The following is a 25,131-nucleotide window of genomic DNA, read 5'->3' on the forward strand; positions in this document are numbered from 1 at the left end:
AGGAATGCATCCCGCGACGCTCTGCGTCGCCTTCCGGATCGAACGCAGAGCGTCCGTGGCTGCATTCCCACGCAGGAGCGTGGGAACGATCATCAGGTGCGGCACTCAACCAGAGTTTTCACCTGCCCCGATTCCGTCTGGTTCTCATCGGACAGCCACCGCTCGAACCCCGCGCCAATCGCGGGCCATTCCGAATCCAGAATCGAATACCACGCTGTGTCACGGTTCTGACCCTTGACCACCATGTGCTGGCGGAAAACCCCTTCAAAACTGAACCCCAACCGCTCCGCCGCATACTTGGAACGGGCATTGCCGTTGTTGCATTTCCATTCCAGACGCCGGTAACCCAGGGCAAAGGATTCCCTGGCCAACAGGTAAACCGCTTCGGTGCTTTTTGGCGAACGCTGCATCGGTGCGCCGAAGGTCACATGGCCGATTTCGATGCGACCCTGGGCAGGGACAATCGACATCAGGCTGAGGATGCCCTGCACGTCGCCGCTGGCGCGGTCGATCACCGTGAAGAAATACGGGTCGCTGTTGGCCGCATGGTTGTTCAGCCAATCGTTGAACGCGCTGCGCTCCGGGAAAGGACCGTAAGGCAAATAGTCCCAGAGTTTCGGATCCGAGCCCGGGCCTTCCAGGGCTTTCCACAAGCCGTCGGTGTGACGGGCCGGGTCAAGTTTTTCCAAGCGAATGAAACGTCCTTCGATCAGTTGAACCGAGGGCGGCGGAACGCCTTTCCAGTCCGCGAGTGAAGTCGACATGCTGTTCTCCTTGAACCTTAAAGGGCTTTGCAAAACTGGATGAAACCAGGCCGTTCGGCGATGCGCTCATAGAGCTGGATCGCGGTGGCGTTGGTTTCATGGGTCAGCCAATGGACCTCGCAGCACCCGTCGGCCTTGGCCGTGGTGTAGACGAATTCAATCAGTTGCCGACCGACACCGGTGCCGCGGGTTTCTGGCGTCACCAGCAAGTCTTGCAAGTAGCAGGAGTTTTCGATGCTCCAGTTCGAGCGGTGGTAGATGAAATGCACCATGCCCACCGCTGTGCCATCGGCCCAGGCCAGCGCCGCGTGAGTCGGTTCGCTCGGATCGAGCAGGCGCTCCCAGGTGCTCTGGGTGACTGCGTCGGGCAATTCGGTGTTGTAGAAGCGCAAGTAAGCTTGCCACAACGGCAGCCAGGTAGCGTGATCGTCGGCGGTGACCTGGCGGATGTCGATCTGACTCATGTTGGTTCCTTAACGCATCAAGTGGGCGAGGGCCTGGTCGTGCACATCAGGGCTGGCGGCCAGCCCCTCGCGCACACCGGCGATGTCTGCAGCATTGCGGTTCTGGCTGAGCTTGCGTTTGCCCTCCAGACGCTGGATCGGCAAGGCAAAACCGACGATGGCCTTGAGCATGCCATCAATGTAGTCGGTGGGGGCGTCGTCGACTTTCCATGGATTTGTGCGACCCGACTCATGACGATCAGTCAGGGTGCTGACCAGATTGCGCAGGTGGTCGGCGTCGGTGAACACTTCGGCCATGCCATAGGCGTGCACGGCGACGTAATTCCAGGTCGGCACGACTTTGCCATGCTCGGCTTTGCTCGGGTAAAACCCCGGGCTGACGTAAGCATCCGCACCAGCAAAAATCACCAGCGCCTCGGCGCCGTTCTGCAATTCCCGCCATTGTGGATTGGCCCGGGCGAAGTGCCCGTAGAGGGTGCCATTCGGGCCTTGGTCAACATTCAGCAGCAGCGGCAGATGACTGGCTTGCAGACCCTGTTCACCATGGGTGACCAAGACAGCAAGGCGAGTGCCGAGTATCTGCTGGTGCAGTTCATTCAAATCATCGATGGCGAAATTGCTGGGCGTGTACATGGAAATATTCCTTGGCGAATGCCTGCATCCTAGGCAGGCTATTGGTCTGTTGTAAGAGCCATTAATGACCAATTTCATAGGTCCATTACCATGCCGAATCCGCCGCTTCCCTCGTCGTTCAATCCAGCGGGTATCGAACTCGACCGCCGTCAGGGCCTGAGTCGTCAGCTCTATCAAGCGCTGCGGGTGCGAGTGCTCGATGGACGATTGGCCAGCGGCACACGACTGCCGGCCAGTCGCGATCTGGCGGCGGCGCTATCGATTTCCCGTAACAGCGTGGTCCGTGCCTACGATCAGCTTTACGCTGAGGGCTTCATCGAGGGGCGTGTTGGCGACGGGACTTATGTCGCGCAATTGCCTCAAGCCGCGGTGTCGGTAAAAAAATTATCCACAAAAGTATCCACAGGGTTTTCAACAGGGTTACCCACAGCCTTATCCACAAATTGGCTGGATTTGCCTGTGGTTTCATCCAGTAAAGTTATCCACAGCGGTGCTTTGGGCCGGGTTGAAAAGAACCATTTGGCCTTGCCTCCCAGTGGTCCGCCTCGCGCATTCAGGGTCGGTGTTCCGGCCTTCGATCTGTTTCCTTTCGAGGTCTGGGCCAAGCTGAATGCGGCGTTTTGGCGTAAACCGGATTTACAGCAACTGTGTTACGGCGACCCTGCGGGTGATGAACGCTTGCGCGGATTGATTGCCGCCTACTTGCGCAGCTCAAGGGGCATGCAGTGTTCGGCTGAGCAAATTGTGATCACCAGTGGCGCGCAGCAGGGGATCAGCCTTTGTGCACAGTTGCTGGTGGAGCCGGGCGATGGGGTGGGGATTGAAAACCCGGGCTATCGCGCGGCGGGTCATGCGTTTGCCGTGGCAGGTGCTCGATTGCACGGCGTAGCGGTGGACAGTGAGGGGATCGATTGTGCGGAATTGGCCGGGATTGAGAATTGCCGTCTCGCTTATGTCACGCCATCCCATCAGTACCCGACCGGTGTCGTCATGAGTCTCGCGCGACGTCTTGAGTTATTGGCTTGGGCTGAACGCACCCAAGGCTGGATCATTGAAGATGATTACGACGGTGAATACCGTTACAGCGGCGCGCCTCTAGCACCTTTGGCTGCACTGGATCGGCACGCCCGGGTGCTTTATGTCGGGACCTTCGGCAAGGTTGCATTCCCGGCGTTACGGCTGGGGTATCTGGTATTGCCGATGGGGCTGGTCGAGGCGTTTTCCCGGCGGCGTGCGGTGGACGTGCGGCATTCGGAAGTCAGCACACAAGCGGTCATGGCCGAGTTCATGGCGACTGGACATTTTCAACGGCATATACGGCGTATGCGGCGTGCGGCGTTGATCAGACGCAACGCATTGCTTGCCGGCTGGCCCCGGGATATTCCTGGTGTTGGTGTTCCGCCGAATGTCGCTGCAGGGCTGCACTTGACGGTAGCGGTCAACTCTCAGGCTCGGGAACAGGAGTTGATCGAGCAGGCTGCCAGTGTCGATGTTGAAATCAATGCGCTAAGCAACTACTGGTTGCCGGATTCTCAGCGACCGATGGATCTGCGTGCTGGGCTGGTGCTGGGCTTTGCGGCGGTGCCCGAGGCGACAATCAATGCAGCGCTCGGGCGTTTGGTCAAAGTCTGGCGTTCATAGTGTGGCGTTACGCGCCACGCTTACCCCTCAGCTTCCTTCGCAGGCTCAAGATCCAGAAACAGTTTGCGCAGGAGCGGATCGTCTATTTTTCGCAGTACGCCATCAATGGGTTCAAAAGTACTTAATGCCACTTGCTGGTCGGGTGTAAGAGTCTTGAGATAATCGTCCGAGACTTTCAGGTGGGCTGTACCGGGTTTGTCGACCGGGCTATTGACGGTAGGGTAATGAAAGTGCGCAACCCAAATGGGCTGATGGGTATTAGCCTTGTCGAAAATCCGATATTCCTGAAAGTAATCTCCCAGTTGTTTGGTGCGGATCCGCCCTTGCTCATTGCGACTAATATCGATCTGCTTATTCTCCTGCATCCATTTGAAGCTGCTTTGTGTGGGCTTGCGTTGTTTATAAAGGTTTGCTCGAACACTGACCCCCGCTTTGCGCATTTTGTTGGCTGCCTGAATCAGTTCTGTACTCAGTGTGGCGACAGGTGGCGGAGTTCCCGTGGCAATTTTGATTCTGGTCATGGCTTGTTCAACGCTGGTAGCGCTTTGTTCAAGTTTCAGGGCTTGCTGATCGAATAGATCCTGCATGTCGGCGGGTATACGCCTGGGTCGAAAAGCGTCTTTACGGGTACGTTCAATAAACGGTTCACTGTCCAGGTTCAGCTCAAGAGCGCTGCCGATGATCTCCACGTCTTTCAAAGCGGGTAGCGGTTGTTTGGTGATCACCGGGATGAATGGCTTGAGCGAATCTTCCGCGGTTTTTGCTACGCCATCGTCGTCAGGGGCACGCGGCCGGCTCTTGCTGACTTTGACCGGCTGAGGCGAAGGGGCTGGACGGTTTCGCCTGGACGGAATCTGCTGTGGCTCAAACGTTTGTTCCGGCAATAAAGACTGGAGTTGACTGTGTGCCAAATGGGCGAATTCTTCGATAAGACTTCGCAGATGGTCGATTTGATTTCGCTTAAGCAAGTCAGGATAGGTATCCGGTAACTCCTGGAGGCGTTGCTCTGCATCGGCAAACACTTCGACGAGGGAGTGGAGTTCTTCGATACGAACCTTCAAGTCGATATTGGCATCTGTACCTTTTACCAACTGGGCGACTTGATGAGCGGCCCGGCCGGCACTCACGACAATATCGCCGATGGCATTACGCGCTTCGGGCATCGTCGGGCTCGCCTGCTCTTGCAGGCAAAGTTCCTGCGCCATGCCGATCTCATTGGCTTTCAGTTCCAGTGCCGTGAAAGAAGGTAGCAGTTTGCGAATATGTAGGGCCTCGGTAATGCCAGGTCTTCCTGCGGCTTTCATCCCTTCAATGACAGTGTGCGAAATCGACAGTCTGTTGACCATTTCGTGGCTCAAGTTGGTCGCCTGCTGAATGGTGTCGATATAGGTTTGCTGCGAAACGACCGATGGGTCTGCGGCCCGAGCCAGTTTTTGGGTGGCCTCGATATATCGATTTTTCTTTGTGACGAACCAGAGCGACAGACGCCTCGCCAATTCGGTGCTCAGACGCAGCAAGTCATAGGTATAACCTGTCGTCCCGCCGAGGTCGCGCCACTCTTGCAATTGAGCCAGTGCTTGTTGATACGTATCGATCATCGCTTCAAGTTTCTGCGAGTAAAGCTCTGATATCCGATCGAAGTCGGCACCCTTGGCTTCGAGCATGTCCGTTTGCACTTTTTCTATCTCGATTTTGTCCAACGCTTCCTGTGTTCTGAATGACTGCAAGGCTGTTTCCAGTTCATGCTTGCGCCTTTCTTTTGCAGCTTTGAGGGCTTTAAGACGACTTTTCGGTGATCCTCCTCGTAAACGCAATTTCAGGTCCAATACCCACTGGCCTGTTCCAGTGCGGGCGAGTAGCGGGCCATCCCGGTAGGGGGCATCGGGAACCATAATAGTGACCTCGTCGTCGCTGTTCACGAGGACGTTGAACCAGCGTTCACCCACTTGTGCGTAATTCCTGTCGTTAAGCTGATAGAGATGGGGAGTGGCTTCGTTCACGATTACCAGGTCGGCATCGGCGAGGTCGGGCGGCGTGACCTTGAGCGTGTCCAGATAGGAGCGCAATGCAGAAGGACTGCGCCGTGGGACTGACCCGGCCACTTCGAGCGAAGTGCAATGCTCCATGGGCAGCTCTCCTGAAAGCGGGGCAGGGTTGAACGTGACAGTTGCGTGAGCGGGTTCCGGCTGAGTCTTCTTTTCTATCGATAACTTCTCGATCCGCGGTTTATCAGAAAGGGTTCTGCGTCGCATCACCGCGCGATGGGTGAGGATTATGCCGATGGTCAGCAGCACGTCTCCGATTGAGGTCCATTCAACGAAACGATCACCTCGTTCACGGGCATCGAGTGCCTGTTGTATTTCGTTGATGGCTTGCCAGACCCAGACAGCAGTGCCTACAGCGCCGGTGAAGAAGTTGGCGGTGACCTCGAACAGAGCCCAGCTGCTGTCTTTCAGCAAGTTCCAGCGTCGTTCGGCATTGGATTGTGCTTGTCGATCGGCCAGATCGACCAGCGCCTTGGCGTTGTTATTGAACAGCGTCGGCAGGATGTCGCCGGTTATTTCGATATTTTCAAAAACCACGCGCCCGAAACTGTCCAGTCGTTGCAAGGGGTTGATGACCTGTTCGGCGATCAACCATGGAGAAGGCAGGCCGACCGGGAATACATATTGAGCATATTCAAAGCTCAGTGTTTTATCAGGCAGCCAGGCGAGTACCGAGTCTCTGAGTTCGCCAGGTTGGTGCAGCGCATACAACAGATTTTGTCGGGAAGGAAACTGGAGCAAGGGTTGATCAAGCAACGGACGATACAGTAGGCAGGGGCCGTTTTCGGCCTCTCGAGGGCTGATGATGAACATGTTTGTGACGCGATCGCTGACGCTGATCAGGCGATGCTGTGGTGTCATCGATAACGGATATATCGCAATGGACTGCACGGTTTCGGTGTCGGGATTAAACAGTTCGCAAATGTACCGATAGCCCTGTTCATCGATTCCCGCTTCTTGTTTGACCTTGCCTTCAAGTGCCAACAGCGGCAGCAGTAATTGCAGCTGATCGCGATAGAAATCTTTTTGACGTCGGGATTCGACAGGGTCGTCTATCAACTTGCGTTTGATCAGTTCGGGATAGGCCTTGCCGATGTTGACCTGAGTCGATATGTCGGTAAGGAACCCGGGTGTTAGCCAGTCTGGAACTTGCTCTCCCTGTTTGAAAAAAACGGTGGCCCTATAGGGCGCTTCGTTCTCCAGGGCAAATTCGGCAAGCGTTTCTGTACGTTGATCCAGAGGGTTGGGCAGTATGAGGTTATCGACGGTGAAGCTATTGGTAATTCTGATCCGTAATTCATTCAGTGGAAGGCTCGCGGCAGCCACTGCGCGTGAATCCTTGATGATCGCTTCACACATCCGGCGCTGGGCATAATCGGTGATGGCAGGAATCTCGCGTTTGGCCACCTTGCTTTCGGGACGGCGATATAACTTGCCCAGCGCCGTGATGTAACGTCCGTAATCTTGTATATCGTCAACCGATGCTTCACGCAGCCAGTCGGGAATCGCTGTTTCCAATTGTTGGTAACGTGCATCTTCGGTTTTATCGAGCCCGGATTCGGTCTCGTCGGTGGTCGTTGGATCGAGGAACCTCAGCATCTCGATGGCATCGAGTTGCGATGACACCAACGCCCAGGCCATGTGATCGAAGATATTGCCGTCGGGCTCGTATAGCCGCCATTTCGGTGGGCGCCCTGCCAGTTGTGCTTCCAGGCGAGCGGGAAGCAAATCACCCAATTTTTCCATCGAGCTGAACGACTCGTAACCGCCCTCGATTGTGTACAGCACTAACAATTCACGCTGGCGATACGTTGCCTTGAGCACCAAGGCACCTCCGATCAAGAGATGGCTGGCAACTTCATTCTCCAGGGCATCGACATCGATCAAACACGCCTGGATTGCTGAAAAGTCGCTGTTTGCATTCTTGCGCGTGGCGCTGTCGGGATCGATGAATACTTCGCGCGCCATGGCGCACTCATCAGCGTCCCAGCCTTTGACTTTCTGCACATTGAGGGCTTTGCGCAACGAGTTGGAAAGCTCCTGCCAACGCGCGATCTTGTGTCCTTTGCTGTTCCAGAAGTCCAGTTGCCTGGCTTGAAGTTCGACAAACAGCAAAGGCGCCAGATCATTGAGCATTTCGGCAACTTCCTCGATGCTCACCGCAAGATGAACAGGGTTTCGGGCCTTTGGCTCAAGCGAGAGAAAGTGTTCTCCTTCGATGTAATTGGCCCTTGTGCCATAAAGAGCTTGGTGAACCAGTGCATGTGTGAGTGATTCGAATGTTGCAGGGCCGGCCTCGACCTGATCATTCACCACAAGCCATTGCGGTGTGGCGACGATGGCGGTGTCGGGATCGATATCCAGCTTGGGATAAAGCATTTTCAATGACTGGCGTAGTTGGTGCGAAGCCACTTCATTGAGCGTTGGGCCGTGACTGGTCAGGCTGACAAGTTCACTTTTTTCCAATAGTGGCGTTGTATCGTTGGGCAAGTTGTTTTCGGTCATGGGCGCTTCTTCGAGGCTGGGTTTCAGGACGAACAAGGTCCTGGGCTGGCAACGAAAATAGGGCGCGACAGGCGCAACCGTGCGGTAATTAATTATCGGCAGGCTAAAAAAAAAGACCCGCACACAGGCGGGTCTCGGATGGAATCGGGTGAAGGTTTCAAGTGCCGGATTTTATTTTGGTCCAGGCCCGGGTCCGTGCCCGTTCGGCATCGCGAGGCAACGGTTGCAGGGTGTAGAGCGTGCTCATCGCCGCTTCGGTCGGGTACAGGTTCGGGTTATTGCGGATCGCCGGGTCGACCCTTTCCGTGGCGTCCTTGTTCGGGTTCGGGTAACCGACGAAGTCGCTGACCGGTGCGATGACCTGAGGCTGCAGCAAGTAGTTGATGAAGGTGTAAGCGTCTTCCGGGTTTTTCGCGCCTTTGGGGATCGCCAGCATGTCGAACCAGATCGGCGCGCCTTCTTTGGGCAGGCGCATGTCGACGATCACACCATTCTTGGCTTCCTTGGCGCGGTTGGCGGCCTGGGAGAAGCTGCCGGAATAACCGACCGCGACGCAGATGTCCCCGTTGGCAATGTCGGCCATGTACTTGGACGAATGGAAGTAGGTGATGTACGGACGAATCTTCATCAGCAGCGCTTCAGCCTTGGCGTAGTCCGCCGGCTGCTTGCTGTTGGGGTCCAGGCCCAGGTGTTGCAGGGCCAGCGGCAGGATCTCCGACGGCGAGTCGAGCAGCGCCACGCCGCATTGCTTGAGCTTGCTGATGTTCTCTTCCTTGAAGATCAGGTCCCAGCTGTCCACCGGTGCGTTATCGCCCAAAGCCGCCTTGATCTTGTCCGGGTTGAAGCCGATCAAAATGGTCCCGTACATATACGGTACGGCGAATTTGTTGCCCGGATCGTTGGCTTCGATCAGCTTCATCAGCTTCGGATCGAGGTGGTTCCAGTTCGGCAGTTTGCTGCGGTCCAGCGGCTGGAACACCCCGGCTTCGATCTGTTTGGCGAGGAACACGTTGGACGGCACCACCACGTCGTAACCGGAGTTGCCGGTCAGCAACTTGGCCTCCAGCGCTTCGTTGGTGTCGAAGATGTCGTAGACCAGTTTGGTCTGGGTGTTCTGGGCTTTGAAATCTTCCAGCGCTTTGGGGGTGATGTAGTCGAACCAGTTGTACACCCGCAATGTGCGTTCTTCAGCGTGCACGGCGTCACTGAGCAACGTGGCGAATAGAGTTGGAACGATCAGACGTTTGAGTCGATTCATTGTTCTAATTCCTCATTGGACGCTTTCAAAACCTTCGAGAACGTTCACGGCATTGATGCCGATTTCTTCCACCGCGTAACCGCCTTCCATCACGAACAGCGTCGGCTTGCCGAGGCCCGCGATGCGCGCGCCCATCGCCAGATAATCCGGGCTGTCGAGTTTGAATTGGGAGATCGGGTCGTCCTTGAACGTATCGACGCCCAGGGACACGACGACGATGTCGGCGCCGTACTTTTCGATCTCTTTGCAGGCCTGCTCCAGCGCCGCGCTCCAACGGTCCCAGCCTGAACCGGCGGGCAAAGGGTAGTTGAAGTTGAAGCCTTCGCCCGGGCCTTCACCGTGTTCGTCTTCGTAGCCGAGGAAGAACGGAAACTCGGCTTCCGGGTGGCCATGGATCGAGGTGAACAGCACGTCGCTGCGCTCGTAGAAAATCGATTGGGTGCCGTTGCCGTGGTGGTAGTCGACATCGAGGATCGCGACTTTTTTGTGGCCTTGATCAAGGAAGGCCTGAGTGGCGATGGCGGCGTTGTTGAGGTAGCAATAACCGCCCATCAAATCGCTGGCGGCATGGTGTCCCGGTGGACGGCACAAGGCAAAGGCACTGCGGGCTCCGCGCTGGATTACAGCCTGGGCCGTGAGGGCAACTTGTGCTGCGCTATACGCCGCTTGCCAAGTGCCGGCGGTAATTGGTGCGCTGCCGTCGAAGCTGTAATAGCCGAGCTGGCCGTGCAGGCTGGTGGGCATGATCCGGCGCAAGGTGCGGGCCGGCCAGGTGTAGGGCAACAAGTCGCCGTCGGTATTGAATTCGGTCCAGCGTGCCCAGGCCCCTTTGAAGAAGTCGAGGTAGTCGCGGCTGTGGATGCGCTCGATCGGCCCGAGGCCGAAATCCTGCGGCGCCTCGACCGGGCCGAGGTTCTGGTTTTGCACGCGTTGCAACACATGGTCTGCCCGTGAAGGCATTTCGAAGCAGGGCATCAATTGCCCATCCATCAATTCACAACGGCCGTGGTGCAGATGGTGATCATCCGAGTAGATCGTCAGCATTCTTGTTCTCCGCAGGCTGATTCGGTTGCATACAGTCTTGCGGCGGGCGGCATTTGGGAGAACGGCAGGAAAGGCCAAAAGGGGATCGAAATGGCCAAAAGATTTGACCGAAATTCGCCCCTTAATGGCACGCCTATGCCCTCGAATGACGCACCTGTCCCTTGTAGGAGCGAGGCTTGCCCGCGAAGCTTTTGGCGTACTTGAAGACGCCTTCGCGGGCAAGTCGGATCGCCGCACCGCTCGCTCCTACAGGGGTTGGGTTGTCAGGGTCTGAACTGGCTCGGCGCCACGCCGCTCCAGCGCACAAACGCATGTCGGAAGCTCGCGGTCTCGCTGAAGCCCAGCGCTTCGGCGATCCGATAGATAGGCAGTTGATCTTCACAGAGCATTCGTTTGGCCTGCTCGAAGCGCAATTCATCCAGCAGTTCCTGATAGCTGCAGCCCAGGTCCTTCAGATGTCGACGCAGGGTGCGGGCCGAGCAATTCATCTGTTCGGCCAGCCCCTCCAGGCCCGGCGCCGCGTTGAGCTGCGCAGCGAGCAGCTGGCGAATCCGCCCGAGCCAGGCCTGACGCCCGGTGAACTCGGTGTTTTGCTTTCGGCAGCGTTCAGCCATGGCCTGATGGGTGATGGCGTCCGCCAGAGGCAGGGGGTGTTCGAGCCAGCGTTTGTCGAAAGCAAAGGCATTGGACACAGCATCGAACTGCAAGGGGCAGTCGAAACGCTCGGCGTAGCGCGCCTGATAGTCCGGTGCCGGGTGTTCGAAGCGGGCGCCGAGAAGAGGCAGAGGGTGGCCGAGCAGGTCTTCGCAGGTGACTTTCATCGAGACCAGGCAAAACTCGACATTGAACGGCGCCAGCGCGGGATTTTCCCGATAGTCGCCCGCGGTGAGCCAGATGCGCTCGTCCTCTTCTTTCAGGCTCAACTCGAACAGTGTTCCCAAGAGCGCCGGATAGTGCAGCGCCAACCGCAAGGCGTCACCTAAAGTGGCGCTGGTGAGTAAGGCGTACCCGAGCATGCCGTAGGACGAGACGTGCATTCGCCGGCCCAATTCCAGGCCGATATCGTGGCATAACGCGACGGCGTTGGCGCAAACCAGCATCTCTTGGTTGGTGGTGATGCGCGTGTCCGCCCGGCTCAGATCCGCTGCGCTGATGCCGCTGCCGGCCAATAACACCTCGCTGGACAGGCCTTCGGCCTTGAAAGTGTTGAGCACCAGGGAGACGGCGTTAAGGGTGGTGAGATGGGAGTGGAGCATGGGTGCTTCCGGCGTTGGGCATGCCGGAAAGGGAGCAAATTACATGCCGGTTATGACCAACCCTTGTAGGAGCGAGGCTTGCCCGCGAAGGCGTCCTCAAGTACGCCAAAAGCTTCGCGGGCAAGCCTCAATGCCAGTCAGTTAAGCGAGTAAACCCGCTTTTCGTAGGAGCCAGGCTTGCCGGCGAAGGCGCACTTAAGGACGTCTTCGCCGGCAAGCCTGGCTCCTACAGATCCGATTTGCCCTTAACTGACTGGCATTGGGGCAAGCCTCGCTCCCACAGGGGGATGTGTTATGTCAGCTGAGTTCGCCGCACAGGTCGAGTTCAACCAGCCGTCGAACTTCAGCGGTTTCAAGCCCTACACCGAGCAACGCATGCAACTTGCCAAACGCCGCCTCGCGGGTCATGCCGCCTCCGGACAACACACCCGCGTCACGCAAGCGGCTTCCCGCCTCGTACACGTCAAGTTCGACGCCACCTTCATGACATTGCGTCACCGCGACCACCACCACACCTTTGTCCCGCGCCCGTTCCAGGCTGGCGAGAAACTCGGGGTTGTCGCCTGGCCCGGTACCGCTGCCATAACATTCCAGCACCAGACCCTGAATACCACTGTTGAACAGGCCATCCAGTTGATCGGCACCGATGCCTGGGAATAACGGCAGTACAGCGACTTTCCCCAATTGTTTAGGCTGGTTGTAGTTCAGTCGCTCAGGTATCGAGGACGCTTTCACGCCGCCGCCCTGACGCTCCAGCCGCTTGAACGGATGACGACCGAAACTGCGAACCTTGGCGCAACGGGTCGGGTCGAGCAGTTCACCGTGGAAGTACAGATGAACGCCCGGCGCCAGGCCCTGACCGAGTGCGACCAGCGCACCGCTGAGGTTTTCCCAGGCGTCGCTGTCGGTCACGCCGGCCGGCAGCATGGAGCCGGTGAACACAACGCGGGCGTGCAGGCCGAGCAATTGAAAACTCATGGCCGCAGCGCTGTAGGCCAGGGTGTCGGTGCCATGCAGGATCAACACGCTGTCGCAGCCCTGGACATCAACGGCGTCGACCACTGCTTCACGCAGTTGCTGCCAGTAGGCGGGCGTCATGTTGGCGCTGTCGATCAGCGGCGACATCTCGCGAAAGCGCCACTGCGGTACCACCAGCTCGGGCTGGCTGTGCAGATATTCGCGCATCCGCGCTTCGAAACCGGACGCTGGTGCCAGGCCATGGGCACTGGCTTGCATGCCAATGGTGCCACCGGTGTAGAGCACCATGACGTGCTGGGCAGCAGGAAAAGTCGAGGAATTCATGGAGGTTCTCCGAAAGCGATGTGGGAGCGACGGTGCGACGACTCGACCTGCTCGCGATGGCAGCGGCGCGGTCTCAAACCCGAACCAAAACGGCAGCATCAAAAAAGCTGCCACAACAGGCGACCGAGCATGACGCCGGTCGCAAGCTGTGTCACGCCGGGCGCAGGGGATGCGCCCGGTTTCTTACCGATCAGCGTTGCGCTGCGGTCACGCCTTGCGGCTCAGTCTGTGCTTGAGGCGCGGCAGGCGGATTGGCTGGCCAGGCTTTCAGGTCCAGGTCCAGGTCCGGGAACTTGCTCGAATCGAACACTGGGGTCTTGATGCCGGCAGCGCGCTGGTCATCGTAGTCACGCAGGATGCGCATACCGACCTTGAACAGCAGGAACAGCGCGATCAGGTTCACGAACGCCAGCAGGGTCATGGTGATGTCGGCGAAGGCGAACACAGTGCCGAGGTTTTCGATGGCACCCCAGAAAATCAACACCAGTACCAGCGCGCGATAGCCGATCAACACCTTGCGGTTTTCGCCGATCATGAAGCGCAGGTTGCTCTCGCCCAGGTAGTAGTTGTAGAGGATCGAGGTGAACACGAACAATGACAGGGCCACCGAAATGAATATCCGGCCCCAGTCACCGACCACGGCGGCCAGGGAGTTCTGGGTCAAGGCAATGCCGTCACCTTCAAAGCCCGCGGTGTAGAAGCCCGACAGCAGGATCAGCAATGCGGTGCAGGTGCAGATCACGAAGGTGTCGAGGAACACGCTGAACGCCTGAATTACACCTTGCGAGACCGGGTGCTCGACCGAGGCCACGGCGGCTACGTTTGGCGCACTGCCCAAGCCTGCTTCGTTGGCGAATACGCCGCGCTTCACGCCCATGACGATGGCGCTGCCAATCAGGCCGCCGAAAGCCTGATCCAGACCGAAGGCGCTTTTGACGATGGTCATCAACATGCCTGGAACGTGGTCGAACTGCAGCACGATCACGTAGAGGGTCACGCCGATGTAGGCCAGGGTTTTGACCGGTACCAGCAGGTCAGCGACCTTGGCGATCCGCTTGATACCGCCGATGAATACCAGACCCAGCAATACCGCCAGGGCCAGCCCGGTGTACGTGGTGTCGAAGCCGAACGCGTTGTTCAGCGAGTGGGTCACGGCATGGGCTTGCAGGCCGTTGAAGGCGAAGCCGAAGGTGATCAGTAGCAGGAACGCCATGATCATGCCCAACCAGCGCTTCTGCAGGCCGTGCTGAATGTAGAAGGACGGGCCGCCACGGAACTGGCCTTCGGAGTCGCAGCGCTTGTAGAGCTGGCCGAGGGAGCATTCGAAGAAGCTGCTGGACATGCCGACCAGCGCGGTCACCCACATCCAGAACACCGCACCGGGGCCACCCAGGGTCACGGCGATGCCGACACCCGCGATGTTGCCCGCACCGACGCGGCCGGCGAGGCTGAGCATCAGGGCCTGGAAGGAACTGAGCTGGCCAGCGCTGCTTTTGAGGCTGTCACGGAATACCGCGAACATGTGAAAGAAATGACGGAACTGAACGAAACGCGAGCGGATCGTGAAGTAGCTACCGAGCCCGACAATGAGCACGATCAGTACTTTCCCTGAGAGGAAGTCGTTGATGACTTCGAGCATGGAGTTTTCCTCGCTGTTTTTTGTGTGTGCGAATACTGGATGGTCCGACACATCGCGTTACACCGGCCTGCGCGTGGCACAGCAGGTGGGTCGATAGTTCGTCCCCGTCCATATCGCGGGTTTTATTAGTTCGGGTTTCGCATGGGTTTGGGTCTCGTTAACGACGACCGCTCACGCGAAGAGGGCCGGCACTATACATAAGGAGAGTGCCGTCCGTCTGCACGATTGTGGTGCAAGCGACGAAACGAGAGCGCTGCAAAATCAAAAAATCGCAGCCTTCGACAGCTTCTACAGAGGAGTCAAACCCTGTAGGAGCTGTCGAAGGCTGCGATCTTGGCGGCACTGAAAACATTCAACATGTTCGGAAAATCCGCAAAAGGGTTAAAAAAAAGGGCTTGGGGGAATCAGTCCCCAAGCCCTCAAAAGGTGAGAGGTGTCTAGTCCCTCGACCTGGTGAGCGGTGCTCTTCAAAAGAGCCTGCGTTTGGTTAAGCCTTCAAAGGCACCAGACGCGGAGCGATCATGTTTTCCGGGCGCAGGATATCGGCGAGCATTTCTTCGTCGAGCAAGCCTTCTTCGCGCACCAGTTCCAGCACGCCGCGGCCGCTTTCAAGCGCGACACGGGCAATGCGGGTGGCGTTTTCATAGCCGATGTACGGGTTCAGCGCGGTGACCAGGCCGATCGAGTGTTCGACCAGTTCACGGCAGCGCTCTTCGTTGGCGGTGATGCCAACGATGCAGTGTTCACGCAGCATGTCCATGGCGCGTTGCAGCAGGCGGATCGAGTCGAAGATCTTGAAGGCGATCAGCGGCTCCATCACGTTCAGTTGCAACTGGCCGCCTTCGGCCGCGATGGTCAGGGCCAGGTCGTTGCCGATGATCTGGAACGCCACCTGGTTCACGGCTTCCGGAATAACCGGGTTGACCTTGCCTGGCATGATCGAGCTGCCTGGCTGACGTGCTGGCAGGTTGATTTCGTTGATGCCGGTGCGGGGGCCGCTGGACAGCAGGCGCAGGTCGTTGCAGATTTTCGACAGCTTGACTGCGGTGCGCTTGAGCATGCCGGAGAACAGCACGAAGGCGCCCATGTCGGAGGTGGCTTCGATCAGGTCGGCGGCCGGCACCAGCGGTTGACCGCTGATCGTTGCCAGACGCTGAACGGCCAAGGCTTGATAACGCGGGTCAGCGTTGATGCCGGTACCGATCGCGGTGCCGCCCAGGTTCACTTCGGTCAGCAGCTCAGGTGCCAGGGTCTTCAGGCGCGCCAGGTCTTCGCTCAGAGTAGTGGCGAAGGCGCGGAATTCCTGGCCCAGGGTCATCGGCACGGCGTCTTGCAGTTGGGTGCGACCCATCTTCAGAACGTGGCTGAATTCTTCACCTTTGGCGGCGAACGACTGGATCAGGCTGTCGAGGCTGGCCAGCAGTGCGTCGTGACCCAGCAGCAGACCCAGACGGATCGCGGTCGGGTAGGCGTCGTTGGTCGACTGCGCCATGTTCACGTCGTTGTTCGGATGCAGGTACTGGTATTCGCCTTTGCTGTGGCCCATGGCCTCCAGCGCGATGTTGGCGATGACTTCGTTGGCATTCATGTTGGTTGAAGTGCCAGCGCCGCCTTGAATCATGTCCACCACGAATTCTTCGTGGAAATCACCGCGGATCAATCGGGCACAAGCTTCGCTGATGGCAGCGTGCTTGGCGTCGCTCAGGTGACCCAACTCGCGGTTGGCGTCAGCGGCGGCCTGTTTGACCATTGCCAGACCGACAACCAGTTTCGGGTAATGCGAAATCGGAACGCCGGAGAGGCGGAAGTTGTTCACCGCTCGCAGGGTCTGGATACCGTAATACGCTTGAGCAGGTACTTCGAGTACGCCAAGCAGGTCTTTTTCTGTGCGGAAAGATGCAGCGGAGGACATGATAGAAATCATCTCGATAGGGACCCGGTCTGTGCCGGAACACCGCAAATGCTAGGCTGATGAACTATTTTGGGCCAATGCTGTTAAACACTAGCCTATGCACATTCGGCATAATGCCCATGTGACGCCGCGTGTACGGCGAGCGTGTGACCTAAATTGGTGCGTGTCCGGGAGGGCGTGATGAATCTGGAAAGTAAATGGCTCGAAGATTTCAGTGCTCTGGCCGCCACCCGTAGCTTCTCCCAAGCGGCTGAGCGACGCTTCGTGACCCAGCCTGCATTCAGCCGGCGGATCCGCAGCCTCGAAGCCGCGCTGGGGCTGACCCTAGTCAATCGCTCCCGCACCCCGGTCGAGCTGACGGCGGCGGGGCAGTTATTTCTCGTCACTGCGCGAACCGTGGTCGAACAGCTGGGCGAAGTGCTGCGCCACCTTCATCATCTGGAAGGCGGGCAGGGCGAGGTGATTCAGGTTTCCGCCGCTCACTCCCTGGCATTGGGTTTCTTCCCGCGCTGGATCGCGCAGTTGCGCAACGAAGGGCTGAATATCGCGACGCGACTGGTGGCCACCAACGTCGGCGATGCGGTGCATGCATTGCGTGAAGGCGGCTGCGACCTGATGCTGGCGTTTTACGACCCGGATGCGGCCATGCAAATGGACCCGGAGATTTTCCCGTCGCTGCACCTGGGGGACACTGAAATGCTTCCGGTCTGCGCCGCCGATGCCGATGGCAAACCGTTGTTCGACCTGGAAGGCGAGGCCAGCGTGCCGCTGTTGGCCTATAGCGCCGGTGCCTTTCTTGGGCGTTCGGTAAACATGCTCCTGCGTCAACGTGCCCTGCGCTTCACCACCATCTATGAAACCGCCATGGCCGACAGCCTGAAAAGCATGGCGCTGGAAGGTTTGGGAATCGCTTGGGTACCGCAGTTGAGCGTGCGCGCCGAATTGGCGCGTGGCGAGTTGGTCATCTGCGGCGGCCCGCAATGGCATGTGCCACTGGAAATTCGTCTGTATCGCTGTGCGCTGGTACGCAAGGCCAATGTGCGGTTGCTCTGGCGCAAACTCGAAGGCGGCGCAGCGCAAACCCCGGCAGGTTAATGATTTTTTGTAGGAGCCAGACTTGCCGGCGAAGGCGTCCGCAAGATCGCCTTCGCCGGCAAGCCTGGCTCCTACAGATTTAGGTCGATCCGAACTATTTTCGGCTGACCCTGAAGTCAATAAAGCCGGCACTTTGCGCCGTATGACAGATGGTCGCATCGGGGGCTGTTTATCTGCTTCATTGAGGTATACTGCGCGGCCTTCGGCCGGTTCGTCCGGCCATTTTTCGTACAATCAAGCCACGCATTCTGCGTGGCTTGTTGTTTTTTGACGCGCCTGCGGGCGCCCAGAGAGAAGAGGCACGACGATGAGCGCACTGGTTGGCGTGATCATGGGCTCCAAGTCCGATTGGTCCACCCTTAGCCACACCGCCGATATGCTGGAAAAGCTCGGCATCCCTTACGAGGTGAAAGTGGTCTCTGCCCACCGCACCCCGGACCTGCTGTTCCAGTACGCCGAAGAGGCTGAGGCCCGTGGCATCGAGGTGATCATTGCCGGTGCCGGCGGCGCGGCCCACTTGCCAGGCATGTGTGCGGCCAAGACCCACCTGCCGGTGCTGGGCGTGCCGGTGCAGTCGTCGATGCTCTCGGGCGTCGATTCACTACTCTCTATCGTGCAAATGCCTGCAGGCATTCCGGTTGCCACCCTGGCCATCGGCAAAGCCGGCGCGATCAATGCAGCGCTGCTCTCGGCGAGCATCCTGGGCGCCAAGCATCCGCAATTTCATACCGTGTTGAAGAAATTCCGCGCTGAACAGACAGACAGCGTCCTGGACAATCCAGACCCACGCATCGCCTGAGGTTGTTGACGATGAAGATTGGTGTAATCGGTGGCGGCCAGTTGGGTCGCATGTTGGCGCTGGCGGGTACTCCGCTGGGTATGAACTTCGCTTTCCTGGACCCGGCGCCGGATGCTTGCGCAGCCGCGTTGGGCGAACACCTGCGGGCCGATTACGGCGATCAGGACCACCTGCGTCAGTTGGCCGATGAAGTCGATCTGGTGACCTTCGAGTTCGAAAGCGTCCCGGCCGAAACCGTGGCGTTCCTGTCGCAATTCGTTCCGGTGTACCCGAGCGCCGAAGCACTGCGCATCGCTCGCGATCGCTGGTTCGAGAAGAGCATGTTCAAGGACCTGGGGATTCCGACTCCCGCGTTCGCCGACATCCAGTCGCAAGCCGATCTGGATGCTGCGGTGGCTTCCATCGGTCTGCCGGCCGTGCTGAAAACCCGCACCCTGGGTTACGACGGCAAGGGCCAGAAAGTCCTGCGCAAGCCTGAAGACGTGGCGGGTACCTTCGCCGAACTGGGTAGCGTTGCCTGCCTGCTGGAAGGTTTCGTGCCGTTCACCGGCGAAGTCTCGCTGATTGCCGTGCGTGCCCGCGATGGCGAAACGAAATTCTATCCTCTGGTTCACAACACCCACGACAGCGGCATCCTCAAGCTGTCCGTGGCCAGCACCGATCACCCGCTGCAAGCATTGGCTGAAGATTACTCCAGTCGGGTACTCAAGCAGCTGGAGTACGTCGGCGTGATGGCGTTCGAGTTCTTCGAAGTCGACGGCGGCCTCAAGGCCAACGAAATCGCCCCGCGCGTGCACAACTCCGGGCACTGGACCACCGAAGGCGCCGAGTGCAGCCAGTTCGAAAACCACCTGCGGGCCGTCGCCGGTTTGCCGTTGGGTTCGACTGCCAAGGTCGGCGAGAGCGCGATGCTCAACTTCATCGGTGTCGTGCCACCAGTAGAAAAAGTGATCGCGATCGACGACTGTCATCTGCATCACTACGGCAAGGCCTTCAAGGTCGGCCGCAAGGTCGGTCACGCCAATCTGCGCTGTGCAGACCGTGAGACGCTGGCAGCGCAGATCCTCAAGGTCGAAGCGCTCATCGCCGAATAGTTTCATGTGGCAACGGCGGAACCTTCAGGGGCCGCCGTTCTCTGATGGCAGGATGCCAAAGTCTGGCTAGGCTTTGGTGTCCTGTCTAACCAATACTGTTCCTTTTTTGACAGCGTCTGTTGCCGTCATGCTGCGTTGCCGCTCCTCGCCATAGCGCGCTATGACTCGTCGCGGCGCCTTGCCTGACGACAACAGCCACTTGTCAAAAGAGGAACGTATTGGTTAGACAGGACACACCAACTCAATCAGAGGGAAATGCCATGGGAATTATCGGAACCATCTTTATCGGTTTGATCGTCGGCCTGCTGGCTCGGTTCTTGAAACCGGGCGATGACAGCATGGGCTGGATCATGACCATCCTGCTCGGTATCGGCGGTTCGCTGGCGGCCACTTACGGCGGCCAGGCCCTGGGCATTTACCGCGCTGGCGAAGGCGCAGGTTTCATCGGTGCGCTGGTGGGTGCGGTGGTGTTGCTGGTGATCTACGGCCTGATCAAAAAAAGAACCTGATTGAAGTAACAAAGCCCTCTCTGCGCCATTGCCGGAGAGGGCTAGAATGCTCGGCTTTACATCATCCTTTCCTTTGCCGAGCACCTTCATGCGCCGTCTTCTGTTGACTCTTCTCTTTCTGGGCAGTGGTTTGGCCCATGCCGGCGAACTGCCGGAAACCGACTGGCTCGAACTGATGCCCACGTCGGACCAGAAGGCCCTCGAGGCCATGCCCGAAATCGATCACGATTCTCCGGAAGCCAATGGCACCTTTACCCAAAAGGGTGGCATGAAGCAGAGCAAGGGCTTGCCGGCGGTGATGTACTCGACCAAAACCGTGCCGTCGATGAACGACAAGCACATCCGCATTGGCGGCTATCCGGTACCGCTGGAATCCGACGCCAAGGGCCATAGCACGTTGTTCTTTCTTGTGCCGTACCCGGGCGCTTGCATTCACGTGCCGCCACCGCCGCCTAACCAGTTGGTGCTGGTGCGTTATCCAAAAGGCTTGAAGCTGAATGACATCTACACGCCGCTGTGGGTGACTGGCACGCTGAAGATCGAGACGGTCAACAACGACCTGGCAGATGCGGCGTATGCGCTGGATGCGGCGCAGGTGCGGGTGGTCAAAGAGTCGGATTTGTAAAACGCCAGTCAGCCTGGCATAGATCAAAATGTGGGAGCGGGCTTGCTCGCGAAGGTGGTGTATCAGTCGACATTAATGTTGCCTGATACACCACCTTCGCGAGCAAGTCGAATCGTCGCACCGCCGCTCCCACATTCGTTTTGTGGTGTTAAAGGGATTTACTGGCGATGCTCACGCCCAGGGTATGACTTGCCCCCGGTGCCAGCGTCACCACATCATCCATCACATTGGCTGTTTCGATGCACAGCATGCGCTGCCAGCCATCGTCGGCCATGTCGCTGAACGCTGCGGCGCGGTCGATCCAGGGGTTCCAGATCACCGCAGAGCGCGAACCGCTGCTGGTCAGTTCAATGCGTCGTTCCCAATGCGGGTCAACGATGCTCAGCTTCGGCGGGGTATTGAGATAAATGCGGTCGGTCTCCCCGGCAAAACGCAGATCACCGGTCTGGGTGAGGGTTTTCCAATCCTCCAGGGTTTCGATATAGCTCAAGCCATCCAGCCCTTCGACATGCACGTTGCGCACATCGCTGACCGCGAAATAGCTGTGCAATGCTTGGCTAATCGTGACCTGTTCGGCGCCCTTGTTTTCGCTCGTCAGACTGATGTGCAACTGCTGATCCAGACGAATGCTCAGTTTCAAGTCCACCTGATGCGGCCATCCCGGCAGACCGTCTTCGGGGTAAGGCAGGACGAATTCCACCTTCAGGCTTTCGCCCTCGGTTTCGATGCCGAGCAACTCCCAGTCCATCGCTCGCACCAGACCATGGGCGGTCGGTGGTTCCTGGCTGACGCGCATGGCCTGGACGCTCTGCGGGTTGCGCGACAGGTTGCCGAACCATGGCCAGCACACCGGCACGCCGGCGCGGATGCTGTTGCCGGCCTTGAACACCGCCTCGTCGTTGAGCCAGATCAGCGGCGGCTCGCCGGCCAGTTGATAACTGAGGATGTGCGCGCCTTGCTGGGCTACCAGCAATTCGGCCTGACCGTGGCGGATGCGCCAGCAGTTCAGTTCATCCAGTTTCACGGCTTCAACGTTGGGCGTGCTCATGGGGCAACTCTCAATCGGGAACAGGACTGCAATGGACCGCAAAACGGTCGCCGGGTTTAACGCCCACTTTTTTTACGGGCTCCGGTTTTACCAGCTCCGGTTTAACGAGCTCTCGGCGGAACCGAGCGGGTACGGCCGCTGCCGTCGATGGCGACGAACACGAAGACGGCTTCGGTCACTTTACGCCATTCGCTGGACAGTGGATCGTCGCTCCAGACTTCGACCATCATCTGAATCGAGCTGCGGCCGATTTCCAGAGCCTGGGTATAGAAGGAGAGCTGAGCGCCCACCGCTACCGGCACCAGGAACGCCATGCGATCGATCGCCACGGTGGCCACGCGGCCACCAGCCACCTTGCTGGCCATTGCGGTGCCTGCCAAATCCATCTGCGCCACCAGCCAGCCGCCGAAAATATCGCCAAAGCCGTTGGTTTCACGCGGAAGCGCGGTGATTTGCAAGGCCAGGTCGCCTTGCGGGATTGGATCTTCTTGTTCGAGCTCTATCATGCCGGGGGTGCCTCTGACCCGTGACTCTTCATTGGTATTTCAGGTGAACAGCCGTCTCCAGGAAAAACGATTCAGCCCCGAACATACTACGTTCGTCACGTTTTTCGTAAGGCGCCTAAAGGGAAACTCTGCGAAATCGGCTGACCGATGCCAACGACGGTTTCGCACAGCAACCCCTTACAAGCCGTTGCAATGTTGCGAGTATATCGATCGGTAGACTCCGAGACGACCGTCCGGTTCTCATTTCGACCGTCAAATACGCGCCTCTATGTGCTTTTTCGAACAATTTGCTATCGTGCCGAACCTGCCCAAGCCTCTGCCAGCGTTGTCGAGGTTGCAGATCCGACTATAAGAGAAGCCCTTGCCATGACCACAGCGCCCTCGAGCATCGCGCAACCCACCCAATCTGCACGTCCGCTGACCCGCAACGACTATAAGACGTTATCGCTGTCTGCCCTGGGCGGCGCGCTGGAGTTTTACGACTTCATCATTTTCGTGTTCTTCGCCACGGTGGTCGGCAAACTGTTCTTCCCCGCCGACATGCCCGAATGGCTGCGCCTGATGCAGACGTTCGGCATCTTCGCCGCCGGCTACCTGGCGCGGCCGCTGGGCGGCATCGTCATGGCGCACTTCGGTGATCTGCTGGGGCGCAAGAAGATGTTCACCTTGAGCATTTTCATGATGGCCGTGCCGACCCTGATCATGGGGTTGCTGCCGACTTATGCGCAGATCGGTATGTGGGCGCCGATCCTGTTGCTGTTGATGCGGGTGATTCAGGGCGCGGCGATTGGCGGTGAAGTGCCGGGGGCCTGGGTATTCGTTTCCGAACACGTGCCGCAGCGGCACATCGGTTATGCCTGCGGCACGCTGACCAGCGGTCTGACCGCCGGTATTCTTTTGGGCTCGCTGGTCGCTACCGCGATCAACAGTATTTACACGCCGGTTGAGGTCTCGGATTACGCCTGGCGAATCCCGTTCCTGTTGGGCGGTGTGTTTGGCCTGTTCTCGGTCTACCTGCGCCGCTGGCTCCACGAAACACCGGTGTTCGCCGAACTGCAACTGCGCAAAGCGCTGGCCGAAGAAGTGCCGCTGCGCGCCGTGTTGCGTGACCATCGCGGTGCGATTCTGATTTCCATGCTGCTGACCTGGTTGCTGTCCGCCGGCATCATCGTGGTCATCCTCATGACCCCGACCGTGCTGCAGACCGTTTACCACTTCGCGCCGACTACCGCATTGCAGGCCAACAGCCTGGCCATCGTGTTCCTGAGCCTGGGCTGTGTGGCTTCCGGTGTATTGGCTGACCGCTTCGGTGCCGGCCGGGTGTTCGTGTTCGGTAGCGGCTTGCTGCTGCTGACGTCGTGGACCTTCTATCACAGCCTCTTTAACCATCCCGAGTGGCTGTTCCCGATGTATGCGCTGACCGGTTTTCTGGTCGGCACTATCGGTGCGGTGCCGTATGTGATGGTCAAGGCTTTCCCGGCGGTGGTGCGGTTCAGCGGGTTGTCGTTTTCCTACAACCTGGCTTACGCGATTTTCGGTGGATTGACGCCGATGGTGGTGACGTTGCTCCTGAAGGAAAGTCCGATGGGGCCTGCCTATTATGTGGCGATCATTTGTGGTGTCGGGATTCTGGTGGGGGCGTATCTCTGGAAGAAAGGGCGCTAACCTTGTAACCGATCGTTCCCACGCTCTGCGTGGGAATGCCGCAATGGACGCTCTGCGTCCGCTTTTGAATGGGACGCAGAGCGTCCCGAGATGCATTCCCACGCAGAGCGTGGGAACGATCTAATGTGTTCTGCAATTGAATACTGGCCTTTCATCCAATTGTCATATTTCAGCCATAGAGTGTTCACACGGCCTGCTGATACTTGGCCCCGACTTAACACACCTATCTGCTAGGAGTAAGGCATGAAACTGAAGCGTTTGATGGCGGCAATGACTTTTGTCGCTGCTGGCGTTGCGACTGCCAACGCGGTTGCCGCTGTTGACCCTGCTATCCCGAGCTACACCAAGACCACTGGTGTGTCGGGCAACCTGTCCAGCGTCGGCTCCGATACCCTGGCTAACCTCATGACCCTGTGGGCTGAGAACTACAAAAAAGAATACCCGAACGTAAATATCCAGATTCAGGCTGCCGGTTCTTCTACCGCGCCACCCGCGTTGACTGAAGGCACCGCTAACCTGGGCCCGATGAGCCGCAAGATGAAGGACAACGAGCTGCAAGCCTTCGAAACCAAGTACGGCTACAAGCCAACCGCTATCCCGGTTGCCGTGGATGCCTTGGCCGTGTTCGTACACAAAGACAACCCGATCAAGCACCTGACCATTGAACAGGTCGACGCGATCTTCTCCTCGACGCGTTTGTGCGGCGCTAAAACCGACGTGAAAACCTGGGGCGACCTGGGCGTGACCGGCGACCTGGCCAACAAGCCAGTTCAGCTGTTCGGTCGTAACTCGGTATCCGGCACTTACGGCTACTTCAAAGAAGAAGCCCTGTGCAAAGGCGACTTCAAGCCAAACGTCAACGAACAACCAGGTTCGGCTTCGGTCGTGCAATCGATCAGCTCCTCGCTGAACGGCGTCGGTTACTCGGGCATCGGCTACAAGACCGCCAGCGTGAAAACCGTGGCCCTGGCCAAGAAAGGCAGCACCGAGTTCGTTGAAGACACCGAAGAAAACGCCCTGAACGGCAAGTATCCGCTGTCGCGTTTCCTCTACGTTTACGTCAACAAGGCCCCGAACAAGCCTCTGGCCCCGCTGGAAGCCGAGTTCGTGAAACTGATTCTGTCCAAACAGGGTCAGGAAGTGGTTGTGAAAGACGGCTACATCCCGCTGCCAGCCAAGGTTGCTGCAAAAGCACTGGCTGACCTGGGTCTGCAAGAAGGCGGTAACGTCGCAAAAAAGTAAAACCCTGATCCGGGGCTAGCCCCCGGATCTTGTAGGAGCGAGGCTTGCCCGCGAAAGCGGTGGGTCGGTCGACATTGATGTTGAA

The 25,131-nt window shown here is 58.3% G+C and carries 20 protein-coding genes; 8 read left to right on the forward strand and 12 right to left on the reverse strand.

What is annotated here, in order from left to right:
- Positions 1-92 precede the first annotated feature (92 nt).
- The 3 genes from MEB48_RS16770 to MEB48_RS16780 are packed head-to-tail and all read right to left on the reverse strand — an operon-like array spanning position 93 to position 1,861.
- A complete protein-coding gene (locus tag MEB48_RS16770; RefSeq protein WP_237885194.1) occupies positions 93-764 on the reverse strand; it encodes a GNAT family N-acetyltransferase in 672 nt (223 codons plus the stop codon).
- 17 nt (positions 765-781) lie between these two features.
- Positions 782-1,228, reverse strand: a complete 447-nt coding sequence (locus tag MEB48_RS16775) for a GNAT family N-acetyltransferase (protein ID WP_237885195.1) — start codon at positions 1,226-1,228, stop codon at positions 782-784.
- A 9-nt stretch (positions 1,229-1,237) separates the two neighbouring features.
- Positions 1,238-1,861 carry an FMN-binding negative transcriptional regulator gene (locus MEB48_RS16780; RefSeq protein WP_237885196.1) on the reverse strand — a complete coding sequence of 208 codons (624 nt, stop codon included), beginning with the start codon at positions 1,859-1,861 and terminating at the stop codon, positions 1,238-1,240.
- A gap of 90 nt (positions 1,862-1,951) precedes the next feature.
- Here MEB48_RS16780 and pdxR point away from each other — a divergent pair, with 90 nt between their 5' ends.
- Positions 1,952-3,502, forward strand: coding sequence for a MocR-like pyridoxine biosynthesis transcription factor PdxR (gene pdxR, locus MEB48_RS16785; protein WP_237885197.1), 1,551 nt, complete (start codon positions 1,952-1,954; stop codon positions 3,500-3,502).
- Positions 3,503-3,522: 20 nt separating this feature from the next.
- Here the strand turns inward: pdxR and MEB48_RS16790 are convergent, their stop codons facing one another.
- From MEB48_RS16790 to aspA, 7 genes are all read right to left on the reverse strand, one after another.
- Complete coding sequence (locus MEB48_RS16790; RefSeq protein WP_237885198.1) at positions 3,523-8,052, reverse strand: dermonecrotic toxin domain-containing protein; 4,530 nt, start codon at positions 8,050-8,052, stop codon at positions 3,523-3,525.
- A gap of 157 nt (positions 8,053-8,209) precedes the next feature.
- A complete protein-coding gene (locus tag MEB48_RS16795; protein ID WP_237885199.1) occupies positions 8,210-9,310 on the reverse strand; it encodes a polyamine ABC transporter substrate-binding protein in 1,101 nt (366 codons plus the stop codon).
- A 12-nt stretch (positions 9,311-9,322) separates the two neighbouring features.
- A complete protein-coding gene (locus tag MEB48_RS16800) occupies positions 9,323-10,354 on the reverse strand; it encodes a histone deacetylase family protein (RefSeq protein WP_237885200.1) in 1,032 nt (343 codons plus the stop codon).
- Between the two features lie 263 nt (positions 10,355-10,617).
- Positions 10,618-11,610, reverse strand: a complete 993-nt coding sequence (locus MEB48_RS16805; RefSeq protein WP_237885201.1) for an AraC family transcriptional regulator — start codon at positions 11,608-11,610, stop codon at positions 10,618-10,620.
- Positions 11,611-11,907: 297 nt separating this feature from the next.
- On the reverse strand, positions 11,908-12,912 hold the full coding sequence (locus tag MEB48_RS16810; protein WP_237885202.1) for an asparaginase: 1,005 nt from the start codon (positions 12,910-12,912) through the stop codon (positions 11,908-11,910).
- 190 nt (positions 12,913-13,102) lie between these two features.
- Positions 13,103-14,551, reverse strand: a complete 1,449-nt coding sequence (locus MEB48_RS16815) for an alanine/glycine:cation symporter family protein (protein ID WP_095052352.1) — start codon at positions 14,549-14,551, stop codon at positions 13,103-13,105.
- A gap of 487 nt (positions 14,552-15,038) precedes the next feature.
- Complete coding sequence (gene aspA / locus MEB48_RS16820; protein WP_095052353.1) at positions 15,039-16,463, reverse strand: aspartate ammonia-lyase; 1,425 nt, start codon at positions 16,461-16,463, stop codon at positions 15,039-15,041.
- 180 nt (positions 16,464-16,643) lie between these two features.
- Between aspA and MEB48_RS16825 the strand changes: the two genes are divergently transcribed.
- The 5 genes from MEB48_RS16825 to MEB48_RS16845 all read left to right on the forward strand — a co-directional run bounded on the left by MEB48_RS16825 (position 16,644) and on the right by MEB48_RS16845 (position 20,585).
- Positions 16,644-17,558 (forward strand): LysR substrate-binding domain-containing protein, encoded by a 915-nt coding sequence (locus MEB48_RS16825; RefSeq protein WP_237885203.1) that lies wholly within the window; start codon positions 16,644-16,646, stop codon positions 17,556-17,558.
- A gap of 307 nt (positions 17,559-17,865) precedes the next feature.
- Entirely contained in the window at positions 17,866-18,357 is a 492-nt protein-coding gene (purE, locus tag MEB48_RS16830; RefSeq protein WP_003196369.1) for a 5-(carboxyamino)imidazole ribonucleotide mutase, read from the forward strand.
- 11 nt (positions 18,358-18,368) lie between these two features.
- Positions 18,369-19,451 carry a 5-(carboxyamino)imidazole ribonucleotide synthase gene (locus MEB48_RS16835; RefSeq protein ID WP_095052356.1) on the forward strand — a complete coding sequence of 361 codons (1,083 nt, stop codon included), beginning with the start codon at positions 18,369-18,371 and terminating at the stop codon, positions 19,449-19,451.
- A gap of 260 nt (positions 19,452-19,711) precedes the next feature.
- A complete protein-coding gene (locus MEB48_RS16840) occupies positions 19,712-19,960 on the forward strand; it encodes a GlsB/YeaQ/YmgE family stress response membrane protein (RefSeq protein ID WP_007896499.1) in 249 nt (82 codons plus the stop codon).
- An 88-nt stretch (positions 19,961-20,048) separates the two neighbouring features.
- On the forward strand, positions 20,049-20,585 hold the full coding sequence (locus MEB48_RS16845; RefSeq protein ID WP_237885204.1) for a DUF3299 domain-containing protein: 537 nt from the start codon (positions 20,049-20,051) through the stop codon (positions 20,583-20,585).
- A gap of 148 nt (positions 20,586-20,733) precedes the next feature.
- On the opposite strand, the gene MEB48_RS16850 is transcribed toward MEB48_RS16845, so the two are convergent.
- Entirely contained in the window at positions 20,734-21,633 is a 900-nt protein-coding gene (locus MEB48_RS16850) for a D-hexose-6-phosphate mutarotase (RefSeq protein ID WP_237885205.1), read from the reverse strand.
- Between the two features lie 101 nt (positions 21,634-21,734).
- Positions 21,735-22,139, reverse strand: a complete 405-nt coding sequence (locus tag MEB48_RS16855) for an acyl-CoA thioesterase (protein WP_007896491.1) — start codon at positions 22,137-22,139, stop codon at positions 21,735-21,737.
- A 366-nt stretch (positions 22,140-22,505) separates the two neighbouring features.
- Between MEB48_RS16855 and MEB48_RS16860 the strand changes: the two genes are divergently transcribed.
- Together MEB48_RS16860 and MEB48_RS16865 are read left to right on the forward strand one after the other, a co-directional pair.
- Positions 22,506-23,804: an MFS transporter gene (locus MEB48_RS16860; protein WP_237885206.1), complete on the forward strand. Its 1,299-nt coding sequence runs from the start codon at positions 22,506-22,508 to the stop codon at positions 23,802-23,804.
- 243 nt (positions 23,805-24,047) lie between these two features.
- Positions 24,048-25,046, forward strand: a complete 999-nt coding sequence (locus MEB48_RS16865) for a phosphate ABC transporter substrate-binding protein PstS (protein WP_237885207.1) — start codon at positions 24,048-24,050, stop codon at positions 25,044-25,046.
- The last annotated feature ends 85 nt before the right edge of the window (positions 25,047-25,131 follow it).

Source organism: Pseudomonas sp. PGPR40 (genome assembly GCF_022014505.1).
Taxonomy (GTDB): Bacteria; Pseudomonadota; Gammaproteobacteria; order Pseudomonadales; family Pseudomonadaceae; genus Aquipseudomonas.

Excerpts from the sequence above, each read along its gene's own strand:
- MEB48_RS16770 (WP_237885194.1), bottom strand. The coding sequence starts at position 764 with ATGTCGACTTCACTCGCGGACTGGAAAGGCGTTCCGCCGCCCTCGGTT.
- MEB48_RS16775 (WP_237885195.1), bottom strand. The coding sequence starts at position 1,228 with ATGAGTCAGATCGACATCCGCCAGGTCACCGCCGACGATCACGCTACC.
- MEB48_RS16780 (WP_237885196.1), bottom strand. The coding sequence starts at position 1,861 with ATGTACACGCCCAGCAATTTCGCCATCGATGATTTGAATGAACTGCAC.
- pdxR (WP_237885197.1), top strand. The coding sequence starts at position 1,952 with ATGCCGAATCCGCCGCTTCCCTCGTCGTTCAATCCAGCGGGTATCGAA.
- MEB48_RS16790 (WP_237885198.1), bottom strand. The coding sequence starts at position 8,052 with ATGACCGAAAACAACTTGCCCAACGATACAACGCCACTATTGGAAAAA.
- MEB48_RS16795 (WP_237885199.1), bottom strand. The coding sequence starts at position 9,310 with ATGAATCGACTCAAACGTCTGATCGTTCCAACTCTATTCGCCACGTTG.
- MEB48_RS16800 (WP_237885200.1), bottom strand. The coding sequence starts at position 10,354 with ATGCTGACGATCTACTCGGATGATCACCATCTGCACCACGGCCGTTGT.
- MEB48_RS16805 (WP_237885201.1), bottom strand. The coding sequence starts at position 11,610 with ATGCTCCACTCCCATCTCACCACCCTTAACGCCGTCTCCCTGGTGCTC.
- MEB48_RS16810 (WP_237885202.1), bottom strand. The coding sequence starts at position 12,912 with ATGAATTCCTCGACTTTTCCTGCTGCCCAGCACGTCATGGTGCTCTAC.
- MEB48_RS16815 (WP_095052352.1), bottom strand. The coding sequence starts at position 14,551 with ATGCTCGAAGTCATCAACGACTTCCTCTCAGGGAAAGTACTGATCGTG.
- aspA (WP_095052353.1), bottom strand. The coding sequence starts at position 16,463 with ATGTCCTCCGCTGCATCTTTCCGCACAGAAAAAGACCTGCTTGGCGTA.
- MEB48_RS16825 (WP_237885203.1), top strand. The coding sequence starts at position 16,644 with ATGAATCTGGAAAGTAAATGGCTCGAAGATTTCAGTGCTCTGGCCGCC.
- purE (WP_003196369.1), top strand. The coding sequence starts at position 17,866 with ATGAGCGCACTGGTTGGCGTGATCATGGGCTCCAAGTCCGATTGGTCC.
- MEB48_RS16835 (WP_095052356.1), top strand. The coding sequence starts at position 18,369 with ATGAAGATTGGTGTAATCGGTGGCGGCCAGTTGGGTCGCATGTTGGCG.
- MEB48_RS16840 (WP_007896499.1), top strand. The coding sequence starts at position 19,712 with ATGGGAATTATCGGAACCATCTTTATCGGTTTGATCGTCGGCCTGCTG.
- MEB48_RS16845 (WP_237885204.1), top strand. The coding sequence starts at position 20,049 with ATGCGCCGTCTTCTGTTGACTCTTCTCTTTCTGGGCAGTGGTTTGGCC.
- MEB48_RS16850 (WP_237885205.1), bottom strand. The coding sequence starts at position 21,633 with ATGAGCACGCCCAACGTTGAAGCCGTGAAACTGGATGAACTGAACTGC.
- MEB48_RS16855 (WP_007896491.1), bottom strand. The coding sequence starts at position 22,139 with ATGATAGAGCTCGAACAAGAAGATCCAATCCCGCAAGGCGACCTGGCC.
- MEB48_RS16860 (WP_237885206.1), top strand. The coding sequence starts at position 22,506 with ATGACCACAGCGCCCTCGAGCATCGCGCAACCCACCCAATCTGCACGT.
- MEB48_RS16865 (WP_237885207.1), top strand. The coding sequence starts at position 24,048 with ATGAAACTGAAGCGTTTGATGGCGGCAATGACTTTTGTCGCTGCTGGC.